At 44.9% G+C, this 24140-nt stretch carries 17 protein-coding genes and 1 pseudogene; 6 read left to right on the top strand and 12 right to left on the bottom strand.

All coding sequences use genetic code 11. The features are described 5' to 3' along the window. Positions 1 to 288 precede the first annotated feature (288 nt). From E4665_RS01910 to E4665_RS01900, 3 genes are read left to right on the top strand one after another with little or no spacing between them, the layout of a single operon-like run. The gene (locus E4665_RS01910) at positions 289 to 1062 is read left to right on the top strand and encodes a hypothetical protein (RefSeq protein WP_135347097.1); all 774 of its coding nucleotides are present in this window, start codon (positions 289 to 291) and stop codon (positions 1060 to 1062) included. Between the two features lie 19 nt (positions 1063 to 1081). Beyond that, positions 1082 to 1954: a DUF3307 domain-containing protein gene (locus E4665_RS01905; protein WP_135347096.1), complete on the top strand. Its 873-nt coding sequence runs from the start codon at positions 1082 to 1084 to the stop codon at positions 1952 to 1954. 29 nt (positions 1955 to 1983) lie between these two features. Next, entirely contained in the window at positions 1984 to 2670 is a 687-nt protein-coding gene (locus E4665_RS01900; RefSeq protein ID WP_241654595.1) for a DUF1361 domain-containing protein, read from the top strand. Between the two features lie 27 nt (positions 2671 to 2697). Here the strand turns inward: E4665_RS01900 and E4665_RS01895 are convergent, their stop codons facing one another. The 3 genes from E4665_RS01895 to E4665_RS01885 all read right to left on the bottom strand — a co-directional run bounded on the left by E4665_RS01895 (position 2698) and on the right by E4665_RS01885 (position 7029). Beyond that, complete coding sequence (locus tag E4665_RS01895; RefSeq protein ID WP_135347095.1) at positions 2698 to 4707, bottom strand: acyltransferase family protein; 2010 nt, start codon at positions 4705 to 4707, stop codon at positions 2698 to 2700. A 410-nt stretch (positions 4708 to 5117) separates the two neighbouring features. Further along, a complete protein-coding gene (locus E4665_RS01890; RefSeq protein WP_135347094.1) occupies positions 5118 to 6368 on the bottom strand; it encodes an MFS transporter in 1251 nt (416 codons plus the stop codon). A 91-nt stretch (positions 6369 to 6459) separates the two neighbouring features. Continuing rightward, on the bottom strand, positions 6460 to 7029 hold the full coding sequence (locus tag E4665_RS01885; RefSeq protein WP_135347093.1) for a winged helix-turn-helix domain-containing protein: 570 nt from the start codon (positions 7027 to 7029) through the stop codon (positions 6460 to 6462). A gap of 224 nt (positions 7030 to 7253) precedes the next feature. On the opposite strand from E4665_RS01885, the gene hpaB reads away from it, so the two are divergent. Next, the gene (gene hpaB / locus E4665_RS01880) at positions 7254 to 8693 is read left to right on the top strand and encodes a 4-hydroxyphenylacetate 3-monooxygenase, oxygenase component (protein ID WP_135347092.1); all 1440 of its coding nucleotides are present in this window, start codon (positions 7254 to 7256) and stop codon (positions 8691 to 8693) included. Between the two features lie 98 nt (positions 8694 to 8791). Then, entirely contained in the window at positions 8792 to 9505 is a 714-nt protein-coding gene (locus E4665_RS01875) for a DUF421 domain-containing protein (RefSeq protein ID WP_135347091.1), read from the top strand. Between the two features lie 24 nt (positions 9506 to 9529). Here the strand turns inward: E4665_RS01875 and E4665_RS01870 are convergent, their stop codons facing one another. From E4665_RS01870 to E4665_RS01860, 3 genes are all read right to left on the bottom strand, one after another. Next, positions 9530 to 11374, bottom strand: coding sequence for an ABC transporter ATP-binding protein (locus E4665_RS01870; RefSeq protein WP_206663545.1), 1845 nt, complete (start codon positions 11372 to 11374; stop codon positions 9530 to 9532). Continuing rightward, entirely contained in the window at positions 11367 to 13112 is a 1746-nt protein-coding gene (locus E4665_RS01865) for an ABC transporter ATP-binding protein (protein WP_135347090.1), read from the bottom strand. The genes E4665_RS01870 and E4665_RS01865 overlap by 8 nt, the downstream gene beginning before the upstream one ends. Before the next feature lie 108 nt (positions 13113 to 13220). Continuing rightward, positions 13221 to 14894 carry a PucR family transcriptional regulator gene (locus E4665_RS01860; protein ID WP_338325992.1) on the bottom strand — a complete coding sequence of 558 codons (1674 nt, stop codon included), beginning with the start codon at positions 14892 to 14894 and terminating at the stop codon, positions 13221 to 13223. A gap of 297 nt (positions 14895 to 15191) precedes the next feature. On the opposite strand from E4665_RS01860, the gene ald reads away from it, so the two are divergent. After that, positions 15192 to 16331, top strand: coding sequence for an alanine dehydrogenase (ald, locus tag E4665_RS01855; protein WP_135347089.1), 1140 nt, complete (start codon positions 15192 to 15194; stop codon positions 16329 to 16331). A 122-nt stretch (positions 16332 to 16453) separates the two neighbouring features. Here ald and E4665_RS01850 read toward each other — a convergent pair whose 3' ends face one another. The 6 genes and pseudogenes from E4665_RS01850 to E4665_RS01825 all read right to left on the bottom strand — a co-directional run bounded on the left by E4665_RS01850 (position 16454) and on the right by E4665_RS01825 (position 24098). Then, a complete protein-coding gene (locus E4665_RS01850) occupies positions 16454 to 16876 on the bottom strand; it encodes a GNAT family N-acetyltransferase (RefSeq protein WP_174845431.1) in 423 nt (140 codons plus the stop codon). 316 nt (positions 16877 to 17192) lie between these two features. Then, entirely contained in the window at positions 17193 to 18911 is a 1719-nt protein-coding gene (locus tag E4665_RS01845; protein ID WP_135347121.1) for an ABC transporter ATP-binding protein, read from the bottom strand. A gap of 46 nt (positions 18912 to 18957) precedes the next feature. Further along, complete coding sequence (locus E4665_RS01840; protein WP_241654594.1) at positions 18958 to 20940, bottom strand: NAD(+) synthase; 1983 nt, start codon at positions 20938 to 20940, stop codon at positions 18958 to 18960. 178 nt (positions 20941 to 21118) lie between these two features. Beyond that, positions 21119 to 22021, bottom strand: coding sequence for a C40 family peptidase (locus E4665_RS01835; RefSeq protein ID WP_135347087.1), 903 nt, complete (start codon positions 22019 to 22021; stop codon positions 21119 to 21121). A 17-nt stretch (positions 22022 to 22038) separates the two neighbouring features. Further along, positions 22039 to 23123, bottom strand: a pseudogene (locus tag E4665_RS01830) (mandelate racemase/muconate lactonizing enzyme family protein). A 54-nt stretch (positions 23124 to 23177) separates the two neighbouring features. Further along, entirely contained in the window at positions 23178 to 24098 is a 921-nt protein-coding gene (locus E4665_RS01825) for a S66 peptidase family protein (protein ID WP_135347086.1), read from the bottom strand. Between the last annotated feature and the right edge of the window lie 42 nt (positions 24099 to 24140).

Genomic DNA, 24140 nt, shown 5'->3' with positions numbered 1-24140 from the left:
CGGTGAAGGGATACCCTTTTCCTTTCGCAAAATAAATGCCAGCTATAAAGTCCTACGGACATTATAGCTGGCACTTATTGGACAGGCAATCCCGTCAACTTTCGGCTAAAATCAGGCATCAATAACATTATGGCTTGCATTGAATCATTTATTCAATCTATTCTTAATTTGATAATATAATCTAATCGATATACAATTAGATCATATTATCAAATAATAACGGATTATTTTTTTAATGGATAAAATATATACGAACATATGTTTCTTATGCTAAAATGGAGGTAAATTATGAGACAGGCTGCATCTGTTTTTATCATGGACATCGCCCACTCGTCATCACTGGGAAACTGGAATGAAGTAACAGAACACCTGCAGGAGTGGGAAAAGGTGATTCAATCATGGTGTGGAAATGTGGTCAAAGCAAAGATTTCACATCGACGAGGTGATGAAATTTTATTCGTTGCTGAGCACTATATGACTGCCTTCACTATTGCCGTCAATATGGCCCTGCAATGGAAGTTTGTGGCGCAGCAGCCGTATTTCGGGATATCTTATGGGTTTATTGAGGAGAATCTTGATGATCTCGACATCGAGATCTGGAACCATCCGCTCATTAAACAGGCTAGATTGCAAAGTGAAAAGATCAAGACATTAAAAAAACGAGAAACAAGCATCATGTTTTCGGATCACCTGGGCACAAAGAGAATCATTACGACTCCGGAGATCCTGAATTTATTGGCTGAGACTCTGTGGAAGCTGCGTCAGAAGCAGTCCGAAAATCAGAAAATCGTTTGCTCACTTTCTTACATTTATAAAGAACAAAAAAAGATAGCATCACTGCTTCATAAAACGCCCTCGACCATCTCAATTCAATACAGCAAGGGAGAAAGCGAATTGTTCCGACGTTCACTCCTGACCATGATTAAGATGCTTTGCAGCGAAGAGTCAGGAGAAAACACAGACCATGCTCTGATTATTTTAATGCATCAATTGGACGATTCAATCAGGACATTCATGGAAAACCATCTCGGATTCTTCTATCCGGATCTGGGAAAAGTCTGATCTGAGGAAGGAAAATGAAATGACAGTACTTATCCTTATCCTCGCTCACTTAGTTGGGGATTTCTACCTGCAGACCGATCGGATGGCTGCCAGCAAACAAAAATATCTGATAAGGCATGTCCTGATCCATTTTGTGCTCTATTTTTGCCTTTTGCTCGTATTATATATATGGACCTTGTCCGTCAGCCGGTTCTTGTTTCAGATTGCCTTGCCATCCTTAATCCTTGCTCTAAGCCATTACGCAATTGATACTCTGAAAATACGAACAACGCGCTTTATATCAGGCAGCCAGATAGGGCAGGCCTATTTGTTTCTTTCGGATCAGATTCTCCATTTTACCGTCATACTTCTTGCCGGTGCTACCTTCTTTTATCTGCCCTTATCATTGTTTGAAAACTTTGTGGCGGAGATGATCAACCAAAAAAGAATTCCAAATGTCTCTTTAGATGATAAAATTTTATTCTGCGGAATTATCATAATACTGGCAACTACTTTTACAGGGCATTTAATTCGGCTGCTGGTCGGAACCATACCTGAGCATCTTTCACTTTTCGAAGGGAAGTACACCCTGACAAATAGCCACGGACCGTTAGATCAAATGAAATCACAGAAGCCGCAGCCTTCGTTTGAAGAAGAATTCAACTACGTAGTTAATAAGAAAGGCGACCGGTCGAGAGGAAAAATCATCGGCTACGTTGAACGGCTGCTGGTCATTATCCTGATCGTCAGCAGCTCGTATGCCAGTATCGGATTTATTGTCGCTGCCAAGTCTATTGCCCGGTTCAAACAAATGGACGACCGGCAGTTCGCAGAATATTTTTTACTTGGGACACTAACTTCTATTTTTTTCGGAATGATCTACGGATTTATACTGAGACTCGTTTTATTTTAATGATTAAGCCCGCACGAGGAGGGAAAAGTTTGCTGAAACTGAAAAACCAAATGGGGCCAACGGAACAGTCGATGATTCTCTTTTTCGCAATTTATGTTTTGATCAGCTTGCCCGTCATTATTATTACGAGAAGGTTCATTCACATTATGATGATCTGGAACGTATTTCTGGCCCTCCTGCCCCTGTTTTTTTCTCTTCAGTTCCCGTCCGGCTGGATCAATAGGGACAAGAAGCGTGTCTGGCTGTTTGGCGTGCTTTGGTTGCTTTTCTTCCCCAACGCCCCATATATGATCACAGATTTCATTCATCTTCAGGGATTTTCCTTCTACACCTTTAACACTCAAGATTCTCAGATGGTGTATTCCACACACCTGTCGATCTGGATCAGCCTGATTCACATCGGCATTGGCGTTTTGATGGGAACGTATTCCGGCATGCTTTCGTTTCATATTGTGCGTTCGGCTTTGATCCGAAATATTGGAATTGCAGCAACCCATGTCGTCGTCATACTGATCAGCCTGATCAGCGGCTACGCAGTGTACATAGGCCGATTTCTGAGATTTAATTCCTGGGACATATTCAGACCGGCTGCTTTCTTATCTCAGCTTTTCAGTCACTTTAACCTGTTCTCAGCAGGCATATCTCTGCTTTTTTCGCTCTATATCCTACTCGTCTTCTGGTTGTTTGAAATAGTTTTTTCTTTTCAACACCGATGAACTACTTTTAATATCAGCGGGTATTTATTACTTCGCTATTGATTTTGCTGCGTTAACAAGAAGGTTCGTAAATATTTGAGAGCCAGTCTGATTCAGGTGGACCATGTCGGGCTCAAAGTAATCAGGATGGCCGCTGCTGGCAGAATACCAGTCGACAAGGGTGACGTTCGGATACGCGGCTGCGGATTGCCGCATTGTCTGATTAACCTGGTCCTCCCAAGGTCTTGGAACACGAGTGGTCGTCACAATCATTTGGGTTTTTGATCCTATTTGCTTAATTAATGAATTCATCTGGTTTATTGTTACCGGACCGTTTGTCCCCAGTTCCAGAATCACAATATTGCCGAGTGTTCCATTATTCTTCATCTGACTGACTATGGCCGGAGCTTCTTCAATGTGTCTCCCCTCCTTCGCGTTGATCGTAATATACCTGAATCTGCTGCTTAGATAAGGTTTAATATCTTCCATGATTGAGTCGCCAATAGCCGTCACATGTTGCCGCTGCAGGACTGCCGACAAATTAGGCTCTCCGGCACTTTTTGTGGTTGAACTGGGTCTCTTATTAACCGTCCCTGATTTTGAGACCGGTTGAGCTTTTGCTCCCGCAGCTGTTTTATGTTTCTCAGAGGTAATGTTTTGCCCCCTTGTTTTAGAAACACTTTCATGATGAATGTCCGAAACAGATTGACCCGTTTCTTTTTTCTGAATGGCTGCGGCATGCATCGGCTTCTGTATCCTACTTTGTGCATATACTTCAATTCCGGCAAAAGCAATGATCAGGGATAGGGACATGATCCCTAAAATGTACCATTTGACTGACGCCGATTTACTAAAAATATAATTTTTAAAAAAACTGCTAACTGCGCCGGAACGAAATGGACTTTCTACCAGTTCAAAAGAGAGTGCAGAAACCGCGATGATCAATACCATCTCGACAATAAACCGTGCCAGGCGTGGGATACCTGCGTCAAAATTGTTCAGTGACAGGATAATAATCGGATACTGCCATAAATACATACCATAGGATCGTATCCCGAGCCACCGTAGCGGCAGGATACCAAGCACTTTTCCAAACCAGGTGGATGGATGAGCGGCGGCTGCAATAACAACAGCCGTCGCTACGGACAGTCCGAACATTCCCCCCTGATAAATGAAGCCATCGTACTCATTCGTAAAGACAAGCATCGAGAGAATGATGATCAAGGCGAGAGTACCCGCCGCCTCTAGTAAAATACGTGTCCCTCTCGACAAAACACATGTTAATTTTTTGCTGGGCAAAACCATAGCAAGTGCGGCTCCAATAAGAATGGAGAACGCCCGCGTATCTGTACCATAATAAATTCTGCTCGGATCAGCTTCTGGCTGGTAAAGAACAGCCATCAGTGCCACAGAAAGACCCGCTCCCACAATCGTGATACCAAATAAGAAACGGCGGACTTTCGGGTGCCTTAGCGCGTACAGAACAAACAGTGGCCAGATCACATAGAACTGTTCCTCAACCGCGAGTGACCAAAAATGTGTCAGCAGTGAGGGATTTTCATAGCTCTGAAAATAGGAAAGATGGTGAAAAATATACCACCAGTTGCTGACATATAAAATTGCGGCCAGTGCGTCTCCCTTGAAAGAAGCCAGCATTGCCGGCCTGAAAAAGAGTAGCCATAGGAACAGAACAGTTAAAGTAAAAAAGAGTGCCGGAAGCAATCGTCTCGCTCTTCTCAACCAGAAAACTTTAAGGCTGATGGATTCCCGCGCCTCCCATTCAGCAAGGAGTATGTCGGTAATCAAATAGCCGGAAAGAACGAAAAAGATGCTGACGCCGAGCAGCCCTCCGTCTGCCCATGGGAAACCGAGATGATAAAATATAACTGCAAGAACGGCGATTGCTCTTAATCCATCCAAACCGGGCATATATCGACGACGGGGTGCACGAGACAACCCAGGTGTTTTTTTGCTATGTATTGTTAGTGACGCAACATGTTCATCATCTATTTTTTGAAATTTATCTTTATCATTCAAGTGTTCCATTGTGTGCTTCATTGGAAAATCGAATCCCTTCTAAAATGTTTACTGCTTAATCTGACCCGCACACAAGCTATTTGATTGTCGGATTTACAAGCTCATCAGTGCTCAGTTAAAAGGGCAAAAAATCTCCAAGCTAACTCAATAAAAAAACAAATAGCTGTTCCCCTTAGTGCCTAGAACAGCCAAGATCACCACTTCCCGGAGCCTATCACAGTCGAGTTACCTGCCCATAAATTAAAAATAAACATTGCTCCCGATTCAGTCAATGTCACGATCTTCCAAAACACACGCATTTATTAATTGTTGTAGAAAAGAAAAATAAATGTCATGGTCTATTGATAATTACATCCTAATACTAGAGAATTTTGACAATAAAAATAGTTTTCCTGAGTGAAAAACACGAGCAAAGTCTGCTAAACTATTTTTCATAGTTCGGAATTTTGCCTATTACGAACAGCAGTCAAATTTTTGTATCCTTTGGTTCCGGTCAACCCTGTCGATACCACCGCCATCAGCAAACCGGCAATTACAGTCATATGAATCAGGCCGATCCATCCGGCTAACGCCCCACCGGCAAGCAGTCCGATAATACACCCGAGGAAAGAAAACATCTGCAGTGTACCCACTGCCCGGCCTCTGAATTTTTCAGGTGTGATCACAATGAAAAGAGAGCTTACGGGAATATTTAGACAGGAATTCAGAAAACCGAGCCCTGCGATCCAAACAAACAATGACAGAAGTCCCGACTGAATATAAAAGATCTGAACAAATAGAATAAGTACCATCCACACCCCAAGAAGTACGCCCGCCCAAATAATAAATTTTCCGGGATGTATCTTTTTAATCAGATAAGGACCGGCAAAGGAACCGGCAATAGCCCCAATCCCGGAAACTGATTCCAGCAGCCCGTATTGAAAACCGGTTACATGAAATAACTGAAGTTCGATGGCAACAGATGTCGCATTGAACACACCGGCAGAAAGCATCAGAACAAAAACGATTACTATGAGAAATTTTAGTGCTGGCAATGCGGAAACTTCTTTCAGGCCCTGAATGATTGAGATCCATAATGGCTCTTTAGCTTTAGTTTCCGAAATCGCACTCTTTCTTCTTATAAAAAGGTAGGAAACCAAAATAAGCACGGCCGAAATTAAAAAAGTAAATACATCAATCATCAGGATCTGACCACTCTTAATGATAAGAAGCAGCACCCCTGCAATGGGGGGTCCGATCATATCTGTGGCCTGAGTGGTCCCCTGAGACAGCCCGATCGCTTCAGGAAGGTTTTGTTCTTTCACGAGATATGGTAAATAGGCAGTTTTTGCCGGTCCGTAGAAAGCCGCACCTAACCCTTGAAGAAAAATCAGAAAGATCAGCAGCGATGGTCGGTTCAAGAAAAAAATCATCGTGGTGACTGTCAGCAGCTGAAAAAATTCGCTGCCGATCATCACAGCAAATTTCGGCAGACGATCCGCAATCGATCCCGCAAAGATGCCTATAAGAACCATCGGTGTCATTTGAGCAAACAGGATCATGCTGATCATCATTGGGCTGTGAGACTGCGTACCAATATGATACATTAAGACGGTAATCGTCAGTGCATTACCAAAGCGTGTCGTCAGCATCGAAATCCAGAGCATTAGAAAGCTTTTGTTATGTATTAATAAATCTCTCATAATGAACACCCCCTATTTACAATAAAATTATTTTTGTACGTACAATATTTTTTGTATGTCAACCAAAAAAAAAGAAATCTGCAATCCCTAATCACGCCTTCGGATCTTTAACTATAGGAAACATGGTCAAATTAATATAGTAATTCTGAGTAGACTCTGCTGTCTTTCTGTTGCTTTTCTGCTGCACGAACTCATAGATTTCCGTTAGTTTTCCTGCAAGTTCTTTTTTTTCTTGTCTTGTTAATGAGACTTTATATGAGATCTGGAGCAATTCATGCTTTTCAAAACTTGCTTCGGCCAGATTTCTTCTCATCTCTTCCAAGGCATAAAAAGCATTTTCTTTTAAAACGTCATCCAGATTTGAAAAATTCTCACCGTTAAGTAAAGAAGAGACTTTTTCCAGCGAAAATTTTTCCGCTACAGGCAGATAGAATTTTTGTTGAATACCATTTTTCAACTCCGTCCGTACAACTTTCACTAACCCAACTCGCTCTAGTTCGGTCAAATGATAGCGGATTTTCGGTGGTGCCATATTAAATTCATCGGCCAGCATTTTTCCCGTTTTTTCGTGTCCATAAAACGACCATAAAATTTTGACTCTCAGAGGATCACTGAAAACCCTGAGTTGTTCCAGATCTGTAATGTAAAAAAAATCATTCATGAGCCTACCCCAACAATTATTATTAAACGTACAAATTTATTTGCACGTTTAATAATAATATAGATCAAAAAATACATCATGTAAAGAATCTGGTCCGGGTAAATCAGGCCCAGAACGATTCATTGTCTCAGACTTGATTCGGGTCTGATAAAGCTGGCATTACTTTAGAATTCATTCATATTTTTTAAGAAAGAACATTTATCAACGGATGGGAGCGGAGAGACATGGCATGCATCAATGGAAAAACCTATCTCAACCGGATCAATAGCCTCCAAAATAATGTTTGGATCAACGGTTCAAAAATTACAGGCAATATATCAGATCATCCTTCTTTTTCAGGAGCGATGAAAAGCCAGGCAAAATTATATGATATGCAATACGAGAAAGCATACCGGGACATCCTGACTTGCAGGAATCCGGAAAGCGGTGAAAGATACGGTACATCCTATCTTGAACCGAAAACGAAGAAAGATCTTGCCAAGCGAAGAAGATCGTTTCAGATATGGGCACGACAAAGCGCCGGCATGATGGGCCGATCACCTGACTACATGAACACAGTTGTCATGACATTCGCCGCCTGTGCGGATCTTTTCGGTGAGACCAGGTACAGCGAAAATATGCGGCAGTTTTATGATTTCTGTAAAAATAGTGATATTTCTCTGACCCACACATTCATTCAGCCTCAGGTTAACCGTTCATCTCTCTATTTCGAAAATGGCGGGGATGCAATTGCCGCCAAAGTGATTGATAAAAACGATAAAGGAATTGTCGTGCATGGGGCACGTCTGCTGGCAACTCAAGGCGGAATGACCGATGAAATTCTTGTGTTTCCGACAGGCGCTTTTCACTTTGATGAAGCCTATGCCTATGCTTTTTCCATTCCCTCCAACACGCCGGGGTTAAAGTTTCTGTGCCGTGAATCTTTAGCAGATGGCAGCCGTTCATATGACCATCCGCTCAGTTCCCGTTTCGAAGAAGTCGATTCCATTGTTGTATTCGACCATGTCACCGTTCCCTGGAAAAGAGTCTTCCTGAACGGGAATACGGAAATTGCAACGCGGCTTTATACCGACAGTGGCTTTCTGCCGCAACAAATTCATCAGGTGACTTCAAGAAATGTTGTAAAAACAGAATTTGTCCTCGGCGTTCTGCAATCATTAGTGGACGCAATCAACATCAGCGAATACCAGCACGTCCAGAGCAAGATTGCCGAGGTCATTATCAGCCTTGAAACGTTAAAAGCCTTGCTCACGGCTTCCGAAGTGCACGCGTCCGTCGACCCTTGGGGAACAATGACCCCCGATCGGAAACCGCTGATGGCGGCGATGAACTTCTTCCCGAAGATCTATCCCCGATTTATTGAAATTATCCAGCTCATTGGAGCAAGCGGCCTGGTTTCGATCCCTAGCGAGAAAGATTTTGCTTCCGAGAATGGGCCGGATCTGAGAAAGTATCTTCAGGCCGCTGATCGTGACGGATATAGCAAGGTACAGCTGTTCCGGCTTGCCTGGGATTTGTCGATGAGCGGATTTGCCGGCCGACAAGAACTCTATGAACGGTTCTTTTTTGGTGATCCCGTGCGCCTCGCATCCGGACTCTACCGGGATTATGATCGTACAAAATTCGTCAGACAGGTGGAAGAATTTCTGAACAGAAAGGATTAGTGTCCCTGCCTTGACCTCATGCGGAATGTATATACCCTGTCAAAGATGGATAAAAAGGTATCATACACCCGTTGCAGAGAGGAAGGGATAAATTTTCCATGGATGGCACTCTAGAGGTTATTATCCGGACGGTGGTTACTTTTATTTTATTTATCTTTATTGCACATATCATCGGCAAGCAAGCCATTTCTCAGATGACCTACCATGATTTTATCGCTTCTATTACCTTGGGATCCATTGCAGGTAATCTGACATTTAATACGTCCATACATCTCAGTAATTTTATGATTGCAGCCCTGCTTTTCAGCGGGATTATTTTCATGACAACCTTTATCTCATTAAAAAGCAGAAAAGCGCGGGTCATTTTTAATGGCGAACCAACTGTTGTGATTGAAGATGGAAAAATACTCGAAAAAAATATGAACAAGTTGAAGCTGACAATGGATTCCTTAAATCAAGCACTCAGAGAAAAAAATGCATTTGATATTGATGAGGTGGACTACGCAACTATTGAAGCAGACGGACAACTGTCCCTTTTAAAGAAAAAACCCTATCAGGCTGTCACAAAAAAAGACCTGGGCATTCTCACTTCAGGTCCTTCTTCATTTCCTGTTGAGTTAATTATGGACGGACAGATGATCAGCAAAAATTTTGAACAGAACCATCTGACCCAAAGCTGGTTGCTGCAGGAAATAAAACGGCGAGGGTTGGCCCCGTCCAGTATCTCCTATTGCGTTCGCGGTACCAACCATCAATTATATTTCGATCTTTTTGATGACAAAATCACATCACCCATTGATACCGAATCCTGACAAATGGAAAGTACGGATTCCGTCTTATCCGCTGAACTGGTCCATGAACATCTCATAGTAAATTCCATGTTTCTTTAAAAGTTCCTGATGTGTCCCCTGTTCGGCAATTTCTCCGTCCTCAACAACCAGTATTTTATCTGCATTTTTAATTGTTGACAGTCGGTGAGCAATGATAAAACTTGTCCGCCCCTTCATCAGCCGGGCCATCCCTTTCTGGATCTTTTGCTCCGTCTGCGTATCAACGTGACTCGTCGCTTCATCTAGGATTAGAACGGCAGGATCAGACAAAAAAGCCCTGGCAATGGTCAACAATTGTTTTTGCCCTTCACTCAGGTTATCGCCATTCCCCTGAAGGACCGAGTGATAACCCTTTTCCGTCTTTCGGATAAAGCTGTCTGCGTCAGCTGTACGCGCGGCATTGATCACTTCTTCCTCCGTCGCATCAAGTTTACCATAGCGCAGGTTTTCCAAGAAACTGCCATGAAATAAATAAGTATCCTGCAGTACGATTCCGAATAAGCCGCGGTATTCCGATCGCCGATAGTCCGTGATATCCACACCGTCAGCCAATATTGTGCCGCTGTCCGAATCATAAAACCGGGTCAGCAGATTAATAATCGTTGTTTTGCCTGCTCCCGTCGGCCCGACAAGAGCGATGGATTCCCCGGGGTTAACACGAAAACTGACATGCTTCAGTATCGGGTGATCAGACGTATAGCCGAAAGAAACGTCATCAAAAACAATTCTGCCTTTGAATACACTGATCCCCTTTGCGTTTGTGCGATCATCCGGCTCTTCTCTTTCGTCCAGTATCTCGAAAACACGCTCAGCCCCCGCTACGGCAGACTGTAGCGTATTAAAGATGCTGGCCACATCATTTAGCGGCCTTGAAAATTGTCTGGAGTAAGTGAGAAAACTGGCAATCATGCCTACGGTAATCATGCCCTTGACGGCAAGAAAACCACCTACCGATGCGACTGCTGTAAAGCCGAGGTTGTTGATCACATTCATCAGAGGCATCATATAGCCGGACCAGACCTGTGCTTTCATACCGACATCTGTGAGCCGTTTATTAATCGCGCTGAAATCCCGTATTGCCTCATTTTCATGGCTGAAAGCTTTAATCACATTCAGGCCTTGAACAGATTCTTCAATCTGACCATTGAGCGTCCCCAGTTCCCTTTGCTGGTCGACAAATAATCTTGTCGTCCTCGAAGCAATCGTTTTTGTCAGAATAAAGACGAGGGGTACCATGATGAGACTGGCAAGAGTCAGAAGCGGACTGATCCAGATCATCAGTGCCAGAGATCCGACAATCATGATCATATCGTTCATCAGCTCCACGGTAGACTGGGAAATAGTCACATCAATGTTCTCGATATCATTCGTCAGCCGGCTCATAATATCACCATGATGATTTCGGTCAAAAAAAGCGATCGGCAATTTTTGAAGTTTCAAAAACATGCTTTTCCGCAGACTCATCACTATTTTCTGCCCAGAAGAAGCCATAATCCAGCCCTGTAACAGAGTCAGCAGGCCATCCATCATGTAAAACAGACCAAGAACAAGAAGTATTTTAATCAGAATCGGGAAATTGACGGCACCCGTCCTCATGCCGATCTGGTTGACTGCCAGTCCAATAAAATAGGGTATCAGAAGTGACACCAAAGCATCAGCGATTACGAAACCTGAAACCGTTATCAGTGCTTTCTTTTCTTGCGCGAAGAAATTCCAGAGTCGGCGCAGTGTCTTTTTCATATTTCTCGGCTTCTCGACAGGTGCGAAACGCGCAGCACCACGCCGTCTCCCCCCTCTTCGACCGGGCATAGAGCGTTCGAAAGCCGGTTCAGTGCTTTTTCTGTCAGCCATTGCTCTCAACCTCTTTTCCAAGCTGAGATTGAAGAATCTCCCGATAATAGTCCGATTCGCGGATAAGCTCCTGATGCGTGCCTATCGCATCAATTTTACCGCCGTTCATGACAATGATTTTGTCAGCATCTGCAATCGACGTGATTCTCTGAGAGATAACAATGCACGTGAGGCGGCGGGTAGCAATCGATATATTTCGTCTGATCCGTTTGTCCGTCCGTGCATCAACCGCGCTGGTCGCGTCGTCAAGAATTAAAATTTCAGGCTTACGAATTAAAGCTCTGGCAATCGAAATCCGCTGTTTCTGACCTCCGGAAAAATTCACACCACCTTGACCGATCATCGAATCATAACCATCCGGGGTCTGCCGGATAAATTCATCCGCTTCAGCAGCCCTTGCGGCCTCATAGATTTCCTCTTCACTCGCCTGCTCATTACCCCAGCGGATATTTTCTCTGACTGTTCCCGAAAAAAGAAGTGGACGCTGCGGAACAAGCGCAATTTTTCCTCTGAGTTCCTCTTCACTGAACAACCGAACATCTGTTCCATCCAGAATTAGACGCCCCTGATCGGGATCATAGAACCGCAGGATCAGATTGACAAGCGTAGTCTTGCCTGAAGCAATCGGGCCGGTGATGCCCAACATCTCACCAGGTAGTACAGAAAAATCAATATTCTTCAGAAAGGGATCCCGCTGGCCAGCGATTGAATCATATGAAAAACAGACGTGTTGAAAAAGCAACGCACCTTTTTTTTTGGCAATTGGTCTATTTTCTTGTTCGGGAAACGCCATATCTTCTTCCGTATTCATGATCTCGCCGATTCGCTCGGCTGAGGCTTTCGCACGAACAAACATATTGAACGCATTATTGACCATCATGATTGCAAAAAGGATCTGCATCATGTAATTGGTAAAAGCAATAATCGATCCTACCTGCATCGAACCGGACTCGACACCTATTCCGCCAAACCAGATAATGGCAATAATCCCCGCATTGACAGCCAGATTAATGAGCGGACTGAATACGCTCCCGACTTTTGCAGCCATGGCAGACAGGTTGCCGAGGTGCTGGTTATTCTGCTGAAAACGTTCCTCCTCATAAGAGAATCGATTGAAAACCTTGACAACCCGAACACCTGAAAGATACTCCTGAACAGATCGGTTCACGTGATCCAGAGCACCCTGAACTTTTCTGAAATACGGATAGCTGATCTTCATATTCAGATAAATCATAAGTGCAATGACAGGGGTGACCCCAAGCAGGATCAGAGAAAGTTTCGGATTCAGGTTTACCGCCATAATAAGGCTTCCAATGCCGACTAGCGGGGCTTTCAGCATCATCCGCATCAATCCGTTGGCAAACGTCTGCACACGCGTGACATCGTTGGTCAGCCGCGTAATCAGAGTCGCATTGCCGAATCGGTCAATATTTTTCAGGGAAAAGCGCTGAATTTTTATGTACAGGTCCTGCCGCAGATCCCTTGCAAAGTTCTGTGAGACATTCACTGAAAGCACATTGCGCATGCAGGCACAGAAAGCGCCTCCCAAAGTAATCAGAAACATTATCAAGCCAAATTTTTCAATGAAAAAAAATTTTGAGTGTGCGACACCCTGATCAACAATGCGGGACATCAACGCCGGCTGCATCAGGTCAGCCAGTGCTTCAAGAGAGAGAAAAAGGACAGCAAGAATAAACCGAAGTCTGTAATTTTTCCAATAGGGCTTGAGATAGCCCATAAACAGCACCTCCATCAATTAAAAATAAAAAAGTGCCCAGGTCAATACGGACACTTTCAAATGATCGGCATTGATTGATGAACCATATGAACAGAAAAGCACTGCAAATTATCCATTTTCGCCTAGCAATTCATACCCAAGCAGTGCCATTTCAAGACAGTATCGCTTCTGAGGTTCGAAGAAATCCTCTCCAAGTATATCACTGATTTTTTCGAGCCTGTTGTATAAAGTCTGACGGTGTATGAACAACTCTTTAGCCGTCTCCCCTTTTGAGCCCATGCATTTGAAGTACACATCAAGTGTTCCAATAAGATTCAGGTGATGAAGTACGTCATAAGAAATCAGAGCACCAAGATGATCGTTGACGAATGAATTCAGAAGTGGTTCAGGTACTGCTTCCAGGAGCTGATAAATTCCGATTTTATCGTAAAAACAGCAATGCTTCATCGCGGGAACGGTTTGTGAGACTTCAATCACCTGATAGGCTTCCTTAAAGCTTTTCCAGGTCTCTACTAATTGGTTTCTCGTCTTGCCAAATCCGACATGGAAATTTAATCCCCCAAGGGCTTCTTCAGCAAATTTTCTAAGACCGGAAATCATATTTAATATGCTTTGCTTAAGCGATTCAGTTGATTCGCCACTTACTTTTTCTTTCGCGCAAAGCAGATAGAACTGATTATTCTTCATCATCATCAAATGGTGCATCTGAAATCGATTGAGCAACGACCGGATCAAGACAGAGAGATCCTGGTTCATCGTTTCCATGCGTTCTGGCCCGTCTTCAAACACATTATGTTCAAATTCAATGATACCGCCAATGAACAGATATCGGCTTTCATCGGGTGACGGCAGCCCCATACGCATCTGAGCCTGCTCCTCACTATCAATCTGCTGACTTAGGATATCCTGAATTAGTTCATTCTGATTTCTTAGAATCTTTTCTTCAAGAAATTGAGTGCGCAGAAGAACGGTTGCGACTGCTTTGGAAGCATAGTCGAGTAGAAGTTTCGTATATTCAGTCAGATGAGGCAGCTGAATCATCAGGCCAATATAAGAAAATACCTGGCCGAAACAAATGACCGGCTGAACAACGATTGATGTGGTGTCGTCCATTTTCCACACTTGCGTTTCATTAAACTGGTCAAAGTTCTTTAACTTGTTATTACAGAATCTGTTAATGGCTTCCGCCGTCTCTTTCTTCACAGACGGATAAAATTTATTTGACTTTATTGATGAAAGATAGACGATCTGACCTTCCGTATAGCTTTGCAGCAGTCTCAGAATCGCGGGAATATCCGTACTCTGCAGAATGAGCTGCTGCTGTTTCTGTGAAAATTCCTCCAGCTTTTTCATTAATCCGAAATGCCTGTTGATCAGAAAGGAATGGATGTCCTGGGTAATTTCCTCAAAACGAACCGGCTGTCTGAAAAGGATGAGCGGAAAGTCGTGATCATCGCACAGCCTGATGATCTCTCCAGGAATTTCATCAATGGTTGTTCCAAATTCGATGCATAGACCGGCCGTCTCATGATCAATGATCTGGCGCATGTAGTCAAGTCCGGAATGGACAGATCGCTTCAGCCATAATCCCGTCGTCAGAATCAGATCATTTTTGCTGACATATGGTGCTGCGTGAGTGATTTCAAGGATGTGAACCCAGCGCACCTCTCTGTATCCACCGCTTCTACCAGCAATCAGCTTTGCACGTTGAAAGAGGGGTCTGTTCATCACATCTCTGACACAAAAAGACATTTCTTCAGCCATTCGAATCAACTCTTCCACATGTTTTCTTCCATCTGATGTTATATTAAATGCCAGCAAGCAAAAATGTCAAACAGTTGTGTCATTTTAGTTGACAGAATGTAAGATGCTATTTGTTTCTATTATTTGTACTATTCTAATTAAGGACAACATCCGCAGGCTTTTAATAAATTGGCTTTGTTAAACTTGTCTGTTGTTTTTCGCTCCAGGCGCTTGCTTTCCGCTCCAATCAACGGCGAGGTAAAAACAACATTGAATTTAAACATAGCCAATAAATTAAGCCGATTGGATGAAGCTAGAAAAACAGGAGGAATAGTCATGATCATCGGTATCCCAAAGGAATTGAAGAACAATGAGCGCCGTGTAGCGATCACACCGGCCGGCACATTTCATCTGGTTCATGAAGGTCACACTGTGTATGTGGAAACAAAAGCGGGCGAAGGTGCAGGTTTTTCTGATCAGGAATACCAGGATGCGGGCGCAGTTATAACTTCCGCTGAAAAAGCATGGTCGTCGGAAATGGTCATTAAGGTTAAGGAGCCGGAGCCGGAGGAATATCAGTTCTTCCATGAAGGATTGATTCTATTCACATATCTCCATCTCGCACCAGCTGCCGGAGCGGAGCTGACCAAGGCACTCGTATCGAGTAAAGTTGTCTCTATTGCTTATGAAACTGTTCAGCGTGCGGACCACGTTCTCCCTCTGCTTCAGCCAATGAGCGAAGTTGCAGGCAGAATGGCCGTCCAGATCGGCGCACAATATCTTGAAAAATTCAGTGACGGAGCCGGAAAAGGTATTCTGCTCGGCGGCGTTCCCGGCGTTTCTCGCGGAAAAGTCACCATCGTCGGCGGTGGTATTGTCGGTACAAACGCCGCAAAAATTGCGATCGGTCTCGGAGCAGATGTCACTATTCTTGACATCAGTGCAGACCGTCTCCGTGATCTGGATGATATCTTCGGCACATCACTTAATACGATGATGTCCAACCCATACAACATTGCCGAAGCCGTCAAAGACGCGGATCTTGTTGTAGGCTGTGTTCTGATCCCTGGCGCTAAAGCTCCTAAACTAGTTACAGAGGACATGGTTGCTTCAATGCCTGCGGGCTCAGTGATTGTCGATGTGGCGATTGACCAAGGCGGCATTGTCGAAACATCCGACCATAGTACAACCCATGATGATCCGACTTATATCAAACACGGTGTTGTTCATTACGCTGTTGCCAATATGCCGGGCGCCGTTCCGAGAACTTCAACACTGGCACTGACCAACGTCACCATCCCTTATGCCGCCAAGATTGCCGGAAAAGGTTATGTGAAAGCATGTCTCGAAGACGAGGCGCTTCTGAAAGGACTGAACACCTTGGATGGTTATGTGACCTTCAAAGCAGTTGCCGAAGCTCATGATCTGGAATACAAGGACGCGCGGGAGCTGCTCGCTGCTGCAAGCCGTGTCTGATCTCCCCTGTCACTGAATCAAGCATTGACCCTTGCGACTCTTAAAAAATAATGAACTCTCCTGCCTGTCCGGGTAGGAGAGTTTTTTTATCGGCAGAAGCCACTTTGTTTACATAATATTATTTATGTTTCTTCATTATCCATTCTTTTGTTAAAAACGTAACTTTCTCGATCGTAACCCATTTTCTCCTGGTAAAATCGATGTGCATCCTTCCGCTGCAAACCGCTGGACAAAGAAACGACGGAATAGCCGTTTTCCGCTGCCCAGTTATAAACAAATGAAAGTAATTGTCCACCATAGCCCTTGGAACGCTGATCCGCATCGGTCACTAAATCACAAACCCAGACAGACGGACCATGATACAGCGTCGTCATCGGCATAAATCCGACAGCTGAGACAATCACTTCCTTCTCAAAATAAGCAAATAGATGATAGCCCTCATTGCGTTGTGACTGTTCGACAAGTTCTAAATAAGTTTCTTCATCCAAATCTGTCCGCAGCTGATGAATCACTGGATAAGCGCTCAGCCACTCGGACTGTTTCATCAATTCTCTGATTTCACCCACAGTATGATTCCCTTCTGTCTTTTACTCTTTATTCTGGTCATTCAACTTTCGCAGTTCTTCCAAAATTCCTCTCAGATATACATTTCTCATTTTCATAGACTTTAAGACTGTGATAACAATATAAATACCCAAACCGATAATAGCTAAATAAATGAATAGAGGTAAAAATAATTCCAACATTTTTATTCCCTCTTTAGTCATTAAATTGAAAATTTATTTTTTTCAGTGAATAATGTCCATTCTAGAAGTATATCATGGAATACTTCTAGCTAACGGTGAATTTCAGTATATATTTTTAACCCATGGCAAACTGTGATTCATACAGCTTACTGTAGACGCCGCCTTTTGCAAGTAATTCCTGGTGAGTCCCTTGTTCACTGATCCCATTCTCAGTGACAACAATGATCCGGTCAGCATTTTTAATCGTCGCCAGACGGTGGGCGATAATCAGGGTCGTTCGCCCCTCTGATAATTCTTCCAGAGACTGCTGAATGGCAGCTTCCGTTGCTGTGTCTAGAGCCGAGGTCGCTTCATCGAGAATCAGTATCGAAGGATCCTTCAAAAACATGCGGGCGATTGAAAGCCGCTGCTTCTGTCCCCCTGAGAGCTTGACTCCGCGCTCGCCGATGACTGTATCCAAGCCATCAGGCATGCTGCAAACCATTTCCTCAAGCCGTGCAAGACGTATAACCCTCCAGATTTCTTCATCCGTTGCATCAAGTCTGCCATACGCAACATTTTCCCTCAGTGTCCCTGAGAAAAGGAAAACATCTTGCTGGACGAGACCTATATGACGGCGGAGAGAAGCCAGAGTCATCCGGCGGATATCCATCCCGTCAATAGTTACCGATCCATCCTTCACCTCATAAAACCTCGGGAGCAGACTGCAAAGTGTTGTTTTGCCGGCACCGGTTGGTCCGACAAAAGCGACGGTTTCTCCGGCGCAGATCTCCAGATTAATATGGTTGAGAACCATGCGTTTTCCTTCGTAACCGAAGCTGACATCGTGATAGGCAATGTCCCCCCTAACCCGGGGAATGTCCTGCGCGTCCTCAGCATCCACAATATCCGGCTTCATACTCATCATCTTCTTGAAGCGTTTGAACCCAGCCATGCCTTGAGGATAGATTTCGATAATCATATTAATATTTTCGATCGGTCGAACAAAGATATTGGCAATCAGCAGAAAGGCAACAAATTGTCCATCCGTCAGTCCTCCGTGAATGACAAACCACGCCCCGCTGATCAGAGTAAACAAAGTGATCAGGCGAACCATTAAGTAATTGATGGAGTCGTCCGCACCGAGAATTTTGTATGAGGATAACTTCGCAGCGCGGTATTTTTTGTTATTTGTTCTGAACTGCCGGCTCTCATATTCCTCATTTGAAAAAGCCTGGACGACACGGACACCTCCGACCGCATTTTCCACATTGGCATTGAACACGGCAATATCCTGATAGATTTTATCCGTAGCGTGTGTCATTTTCAGGTTATAAACAATCAGAAAAACGGTCAGAATCGGTACAAGCGCGAAGGTAATGCATGCGAGCTGCCAGTTAATTGAAAGCATCAGCAAGAATGAGCCGATCAGCGACATCAGGGCGATGAATACACCTTCAGGTCCGTGATGGGCTGTTTCGCCAATATTAAACAGATCCGTTGTCAGCCGTGACATCAGATGTCCTGTTTTATGGTTATCAAAGAAATGAAACGACTGTCTCTGTATGTGTTCAAACAACTCCTGACGCATATCGCCTTCTATACTGATCCCGAGCTTATGGCCCCAATAAGTCACTATGTACTGCAGACAAGTATTGAACAGGTAAAAGAACAGAAGGCCGGCCGACGCCAAAACAATCAGCGACCAATCCCTCCCCGGCATCAGCTTATCAATGACCTGGTTGACCGCGACTGGAAAAACGAGCTCCAGAAGAGCCGCGATCACAGCGCATGAGAAATCCAGCAAAAAAAGCTTTTTGTAAGGACGATAGTACGAGAAAAAGCTCCTGATCAATTCATCCATTCCTCTCTGGCAAATGATGTTCCTTGGTTAACAATCATCAGAACTGGTTCAACCAAGTGTTGAAGCTGGCATCAGAAGGCATCCGCCAGTCTCCGCGTGGTGAAAGGCTGACCGTGCCCACCTTCGGACCGTCAGGGATGGCCGATCGCTTAAATTGCTGAGTAAAGAAACGGCGGATGAAAACTTTCAGCCATTTACGAAGTGTTTCTTCTTTGTATTTGCCGTCAAAAGCAGCGTTCGCCAGAAACAAGATTCTTTCTGGTGTGAATTCGCTTCTGACAAAATAATAGAGGAAAAAGTCATGCAATTCATACGGCCCGACAATATCCTCGGTTTTCTGTGTGATCTTACCCTCGCTGTTTTTTGGTAGGAGTTCCGGTGTCACTGGAGTATCAAGAATGTCCAAAAGAATGTCCGCTGTCACCTGCTCAGACTGTTTCTCGGCAACATATCGGACAAGATATCGGACTAACGTCTTCGGAACCGAGCAATTGACCGCGTACATCGACATGTGGTCTCCGTTATAAGTACTCCAGCCGAGTGCCAGTTCAGACAGATCCCCTGTTCCTATTACCAGGCCTTGATTCTTATTGGCCATATCCATTAGGATCTGCGTTCGTTCACGTGCCTGCACATTCTCATAGGTCACATCATGAATCTCCGGATCATGCCCGATATCTTTAAAATGCTGCAGACAAGCCGCGACAATATTGACTTCATGAAAATCGGTTTCCAAATTTTTGCATAGCTCGACAGCATTATTGTATGTCCTGTCCGTTGTTCCAAACCCCGGAAGCGTGACTGTCAGGATATCTTTTCTCGGAAATCCGAGCAGGTCAAATGTTTTAACGATGACAAGCAAGGCAAGGGTAGAATCCAGCCCTCCGGAAATGCCAATCACCGCCCGCTTCAATCCGGTATGCTCCAATCTTTTCGCAAGAGCAGCTGTCTGAATACTGAAAATTTCTCTGCACCGTAGTTCACGTTGTTTCTCGTCTGAGGGCACAAATGGATGCCTGGCTACTTTCCGGTCAAAAGAGCCATATCCGGTACTTTTGAATGAAAAATTGATTTTTCTTGCCTGCCAGGGAACGATTGAAGCGGCCTCACGGAAACTAATGTTCTTTATTCTCTGCAAATTCAGCCGGTCGGCATCGACGATTGAGGTAATCACTTGATTTTCACGTTGAAAGCGCTCGTTAGCAGCAATCATATTGCCGTTTTCAGCAATTAGAAGCTCCCCGCCGAAAACGACATCGGTTGATGATTCGCCCACACCTGTCCCTGCATAGAGATATGCCGACATGCACCTTGCGCTTTGTGTGGAAACAAGCTGTTTCCGGTAATCGGATTTACTCACCACTTCATTGGACGCTGAAAGATTTCCAATTACATTGGCTCCGGCAAGGGACAGATTGCTGCTCGGCGGAATCACACTCCAGAGGTCCTCACAGATTTCAAACCCGAATTCAAAAGGGGTGCTGGTGAAAAGCAGATCGACTCCAAATGGAATGTTTTTCTGGAAAGGGAGGTCAACCCGACAGTCCGTAATGGTTTTTCCGGAAGTAAACCAGCGCTGTTCATAGAATTCCTCATAATTGGGTATAAAACTCTTGGGCACAATGCCAAGAATGCTGCCGTCATAAATGACGAAAGCGCAATTATAGACAGCCGTATGAAGATTAAGAGGCGCGCCGACTGCAATCAGAACATCTTTATTCTTTGAATAGATTCGTAGTTCATCCACCCCTTTTTCTGCCGCGTCGAGAAGTTTCTTCTGAAGAAACAAATCGCCGCATGTATAGGATGTGATACATAGTTCAGGAAAAACAATAAGTTTTGTCTGCTCCTCAGTTGCCGTATCAATGCATGACTTGATGTTCGCAATATTGAAAGCAACATCCGCCACGCGCGTAACCGGACAGGCTGCCGCCACTCTGATAAAGTTTAAATCAGCCATTCGTAACCCTCCGTCTGGATCATTTTCTCTTCTCAAGACCACGATCCGTGTATCTTTCACAAAAAAGGCCTCCCTAATTCCAGAGAGGCTTGTTGTTTTTCAATTGGTGATCCTCAAATCGTTGCTTCAGTTCGTTCTCAAATATTAAGTTCATTCTAAATCGGGTAAAAAAGTTTGTCAATAAACGCCGTGCTTTGACGTACGTCCGTCGCATGAACTTTGATGCCAGATTCAGGCGTCACTCGCTCTCCCAGTAACGTCGCACGGCGCACAACTCTTCTTCAAATTTTGTTCCCGCCAGCTCTGTCAGGCTGACTTTTTCACCGGGTGTCGGAGAATGCACCATCCTCCCAGCGCCTGCGCAGATGCCCACATGATGTACTTTACCCGTCCCTCTCTTATATGCAAAAAAAAGAAGATCACCGGGTTTCATCGAATCTGTGCCAACTTCTTTTCCGCAACACAACTGATCACAAGCATCACGTGGAATTTGATATCCGCCCGCACGCAGCATAGAAAAGCTGAATCCGGAACAGTCATAGCCATAAGCACTCATTCCGGACCAGAGATAAGGAAGATTGAGAAAACAGAGGGCATTTTTTAGAATATCTTTGCCGGATGATCGAGGTTCCCGGGACGGAAAAATGACGGCGCCGCGATCCAGAAAACCTGCACCGATCGGGCCGTCAACTTTAACTACTGCCCCGTCTTCATCAAGAAGATCCAGAAAAGTTCCATAACTGAGATCAAGATCAGGTTCCTCACTCAGAGTGGATAAAGAGGCAAATTTACGGTGCACCATCACTTTTTCTGTGCAATGAGTCAGTGGCACCCAATTTTTTATGTGCGCGGAAGCGATCCATCCCGGATAACCCAGGGGATTTTTGACCGAGGGCTGAGACGGAACGAACACATAGGCCCATTCGCCGCGGAGCTGATCGACGAGGACTTCATCACCAAATAAAACCTGGGTCTGCAGCCTTTTTTCACTGCAGAGGGCAATGTTTTCTTCCTCTGTCATTGAGGAGAGCCAGGAAGTAATGTCCGGGTATCTCTGCAAGGCGGGAGCATCCACATTCCGGACCGATTGTGGATCTGTCCAGACAGTGGCAACGGGGACCGCGACGCGCGCTCTTTTCATGCTTCTCTCCCTCTCTCTTAATCCGTAAAATTAATCTTTCTGATGCCCAGGCCCGGATCAGCCGGCAGCAAAATCTGATGGCCATTAAAGCGGATTCCTCCGACAACCGGATCATCGGCTAACATCAATGGTGCGTCAAAATCGCACCGTGTCACATTTTTCCTAGATGCCGCAAAATGGCAGGCGGCCGTTACTGACACTTTGGATTCAATCATGCATCCCGCCATGCATTCTATGCCAAAGGCTTCTGCCAGTGCATTGATTTTCTCGGCACCCGTGATTCCTCCGGCTTTCATCAATTTTATGTTGATGATATCGCATCCGTGCATAGAAAGAAGGCGCGCCGCATCATGCGGATCAAATACGCTTTCATCCGCCATAATAGGCGTTTCAACGCTCTCGGTCACTCTTCTCATCCCCTCAAAATCCCAGGCTGGGAGCGGTTGTTCAACAAGCTCTACTTTGAGATCCAACCTTTCCATCCTGTGAATTGCTGAAATGGCTTCCTTCGCACTCCAGCCCTGATTGGCATCCAGCCTCAACTTGACGTGAGGTCCGACAGCCCGGTGAATAGCCCTGACCCGTTCAACATCTTCTTCCACCGCCGAATGGCCCACTTTGACTTTTAGAGTATCAAATCCTTTGGCTGCCAATGACAGCGCATCCCCGATCATTTCTTCTGCGCTATTCACACTGACTGTAAAATCAGTTGAAAGCCGGTCAGTATACCCGCCAAGCAGCTGATAAAGCGGCAGGCCGGCCAATTTTCCAAGGCAGTCAAATACAGCAATATCACGGCCGCCTTTGCGCTAGAATGGTGCCGGACCGCTTTATCAAGTATCCAGTTAATCTTTTCCTTTTCTTCAATTTGCATGCCAATCAACTGAGGACGGAGAATGTGGAGGATTGTATCGTCAATACTTTCCAGGGTGTCGCCTGTAATTACCGAGGTCTGCGGCGCCTCGCCGATTCCCGTAGTCCCGTCGTCGCAGATGACGGATACAATGACGCTTTCCGACCGGGGAACCGTTCGAAGTGCCGTCTTAAATGGCTTGATCAGCGGTATGGAAAGCCTCCGGGTTCTTATGTCTATAATTTTCATTTTTACAATCCCCCTTATTGGCAGCTTTTTCTGATGAGAAAGATAAATTTATTATTACACTACGCCAGCCTGAATCCACAGCTGTTTTTCGTCAGCGTCCAGCAGCGCCTCGGTTCCAAGGGGAACAGAAAAATTCGGCCGGCAGTGCCCAATCAGAAATCCGCTGAGAGCAGGCTTTTTTAATGGAGCTATATATTCAGAAATCACTTTTTCCAGAGATAGCACTGTTGCCGGATCTGGAGAATCGTCTGTTCTGAAACCACCGATAACAAAGCCTGACACTTTTTCAAGTTTTCCCGCCAGACGAAGCTGGTTGAGCATACGGTCCACCTTGTATGGCGCTTCGCCTATATCTTCGAGCAGCAGCAGTTTATTTCTCGTATCAATCTCAAAAGGGGTTCCAAGCGAGCTGACAAGAAGTGAAAGGTTTCCTCCGACAAGCATGCCTTGCGCAGAACCACCGCAAATTCTTTTTAAGGATGAGATATGCTCATCATATCTCAGCGATGTCGGCTCAAATAACTGTGAAAAAAGCTGTCTGGATAATAGGGGGACATCCTCCGCTCCGAGATCAGAGGCAAGCATCGGGCCATGAAACGTGATAAGCCCGGATTTTTGACGGATCGCTGTATGCAGATACGTAATGTCACTGTACCCCCAGAATATCTTAGGGTGATTCCTGATCAGCTGATAATCCACGTGATCTGCAAATCTTGCTGTCCCATAGCCGCCCCGGGCGCAGATAACCGCATGTACTGAATCATCTGAGAACATTTCATGCAGATCTGACAATCTCTGTTCGTCTGATCCAGCAAGATAATCATCCGTCTGATCAATGAACCTCCCGTATTTAATAACGAATCCCAGGCCGGTCAGCCATTCGGCGGCCCGGTTCAGTTTCTTGGGATCCGGCGGTCCCGCCGGGCTGATCACGCCTATTATATCTCCCTCACGAAGATGTTCGGGAAAAATCATCAGAACATCGCCTCCATTTTTTCTCGTGATTCTGCAAAGAGC

Origin of the sequence: Sporolactobacillus shoreae (assembly GCF_004684935.1) — a bacterium.
GTDB classification, from domain to species: Bacteria; Bacillota; Bacilli; order Bacillales; family Sporolactobacillaceae; genus Sporolactobacillus; species Sporolactobacillus shoreae.
Note: the sequence above shows the minus strand (reverse complement) of the source record. Positions and strands in the feature narration are given on the sequence as shown.

Excerpts from the sequence above, each read along its gene's own strand:
- E4665_RS01910 (WP_135347097.1), top strand. The coding sequence starts at position 289 with ATGAGACAGGCTGCATCTGTTTTTATCATGGACATCGCCCACTCGTCA.
- E4665_RS01905 (WP_135347096.1), top strand. The coding sequence starts at position 1,082 with ATGACAGTACTTATCCTTATCCTCGCTCACTTAGTTGGGGATTTCTAC.
- E4665_RS01895 (WP_135347095.1), bottom strand. The coding sequence starts at position 4,707 with ATGAAGCACACAATGGAACACTTGAATGATAAAGATAAATTTCAAAAA.
- E4665_RS01890 (WP_135347094.1), bottom strand. The coding sequence starts at position 6,368 with ATGAGAGATTTATTAATACATAACAAAAGCTTTCTAATGCTCTGGATT.
- E4665_RS01885 (WP_135347093.1), bottom strand. The coding sequence starts at position 7,029 with ATGAATGATTTTTTTTACATTACAGATCTGGAACAACTCAGGGTTTTC.
- hpaB (WP_135347092.1), top strand. The coding sequence starts at position 7,254 with ATGGCATGCATCAATGGAAAAACCTATCTCAACCGGATCAATAGCCTC.
- E4665_RS01875 (WP_135347091.1), top strand. The coding sequence starts at position 8,792 with ATGGATGGCACTCTAGAGGTTATTATCCGGACGGTGGTTACTTTTATT.
- E4665_RS01870 (WP_206663545.1), bottom strand. The coding sequence starts at position 11,374 with ATGGCTGACAGAAAAAGCACTGAACCGGCTTTCGAACGCTCTATGCCC.
- E4665_RS01865 (WP_135347090.1), bottom strand. The coding sequence starts at position 13,112 with ATGGGCTATCTCAAGCCCTATTGGAAAAATTACAGACTTCGGTTTATT.
- ald (WP_135347089.1), top strand. The coding sequence starts at position 15,192 with ATGATCATCGGTATCCCAAAGGAATTGAAGAACAATGAGCGCCGTGTA.
- E4665_RS01850 (WP_174845431.1), bottom strand. The coding sequence starts at position 16,876 with ATGAAACAGTCCGAGTGGCTGAGCGCTTATCCAGTGATTCATCAGCTG.
- E4665_RS01835 (WP_135347087.1), bottom strand. The coding sequence starts at position 22,021 with ATGAAAAGAGCGCGCGTCGCGGTCCCCGTTGCCACTGTCTGGACAGAT.
- E4665_RS01825 (WP_135347086.1), bottom strand. The coding sequence starts at position 24,098 with ATGATTTTTCCCGAACATCTTCGTGAGGGAGATATAATAGGCGTGATC.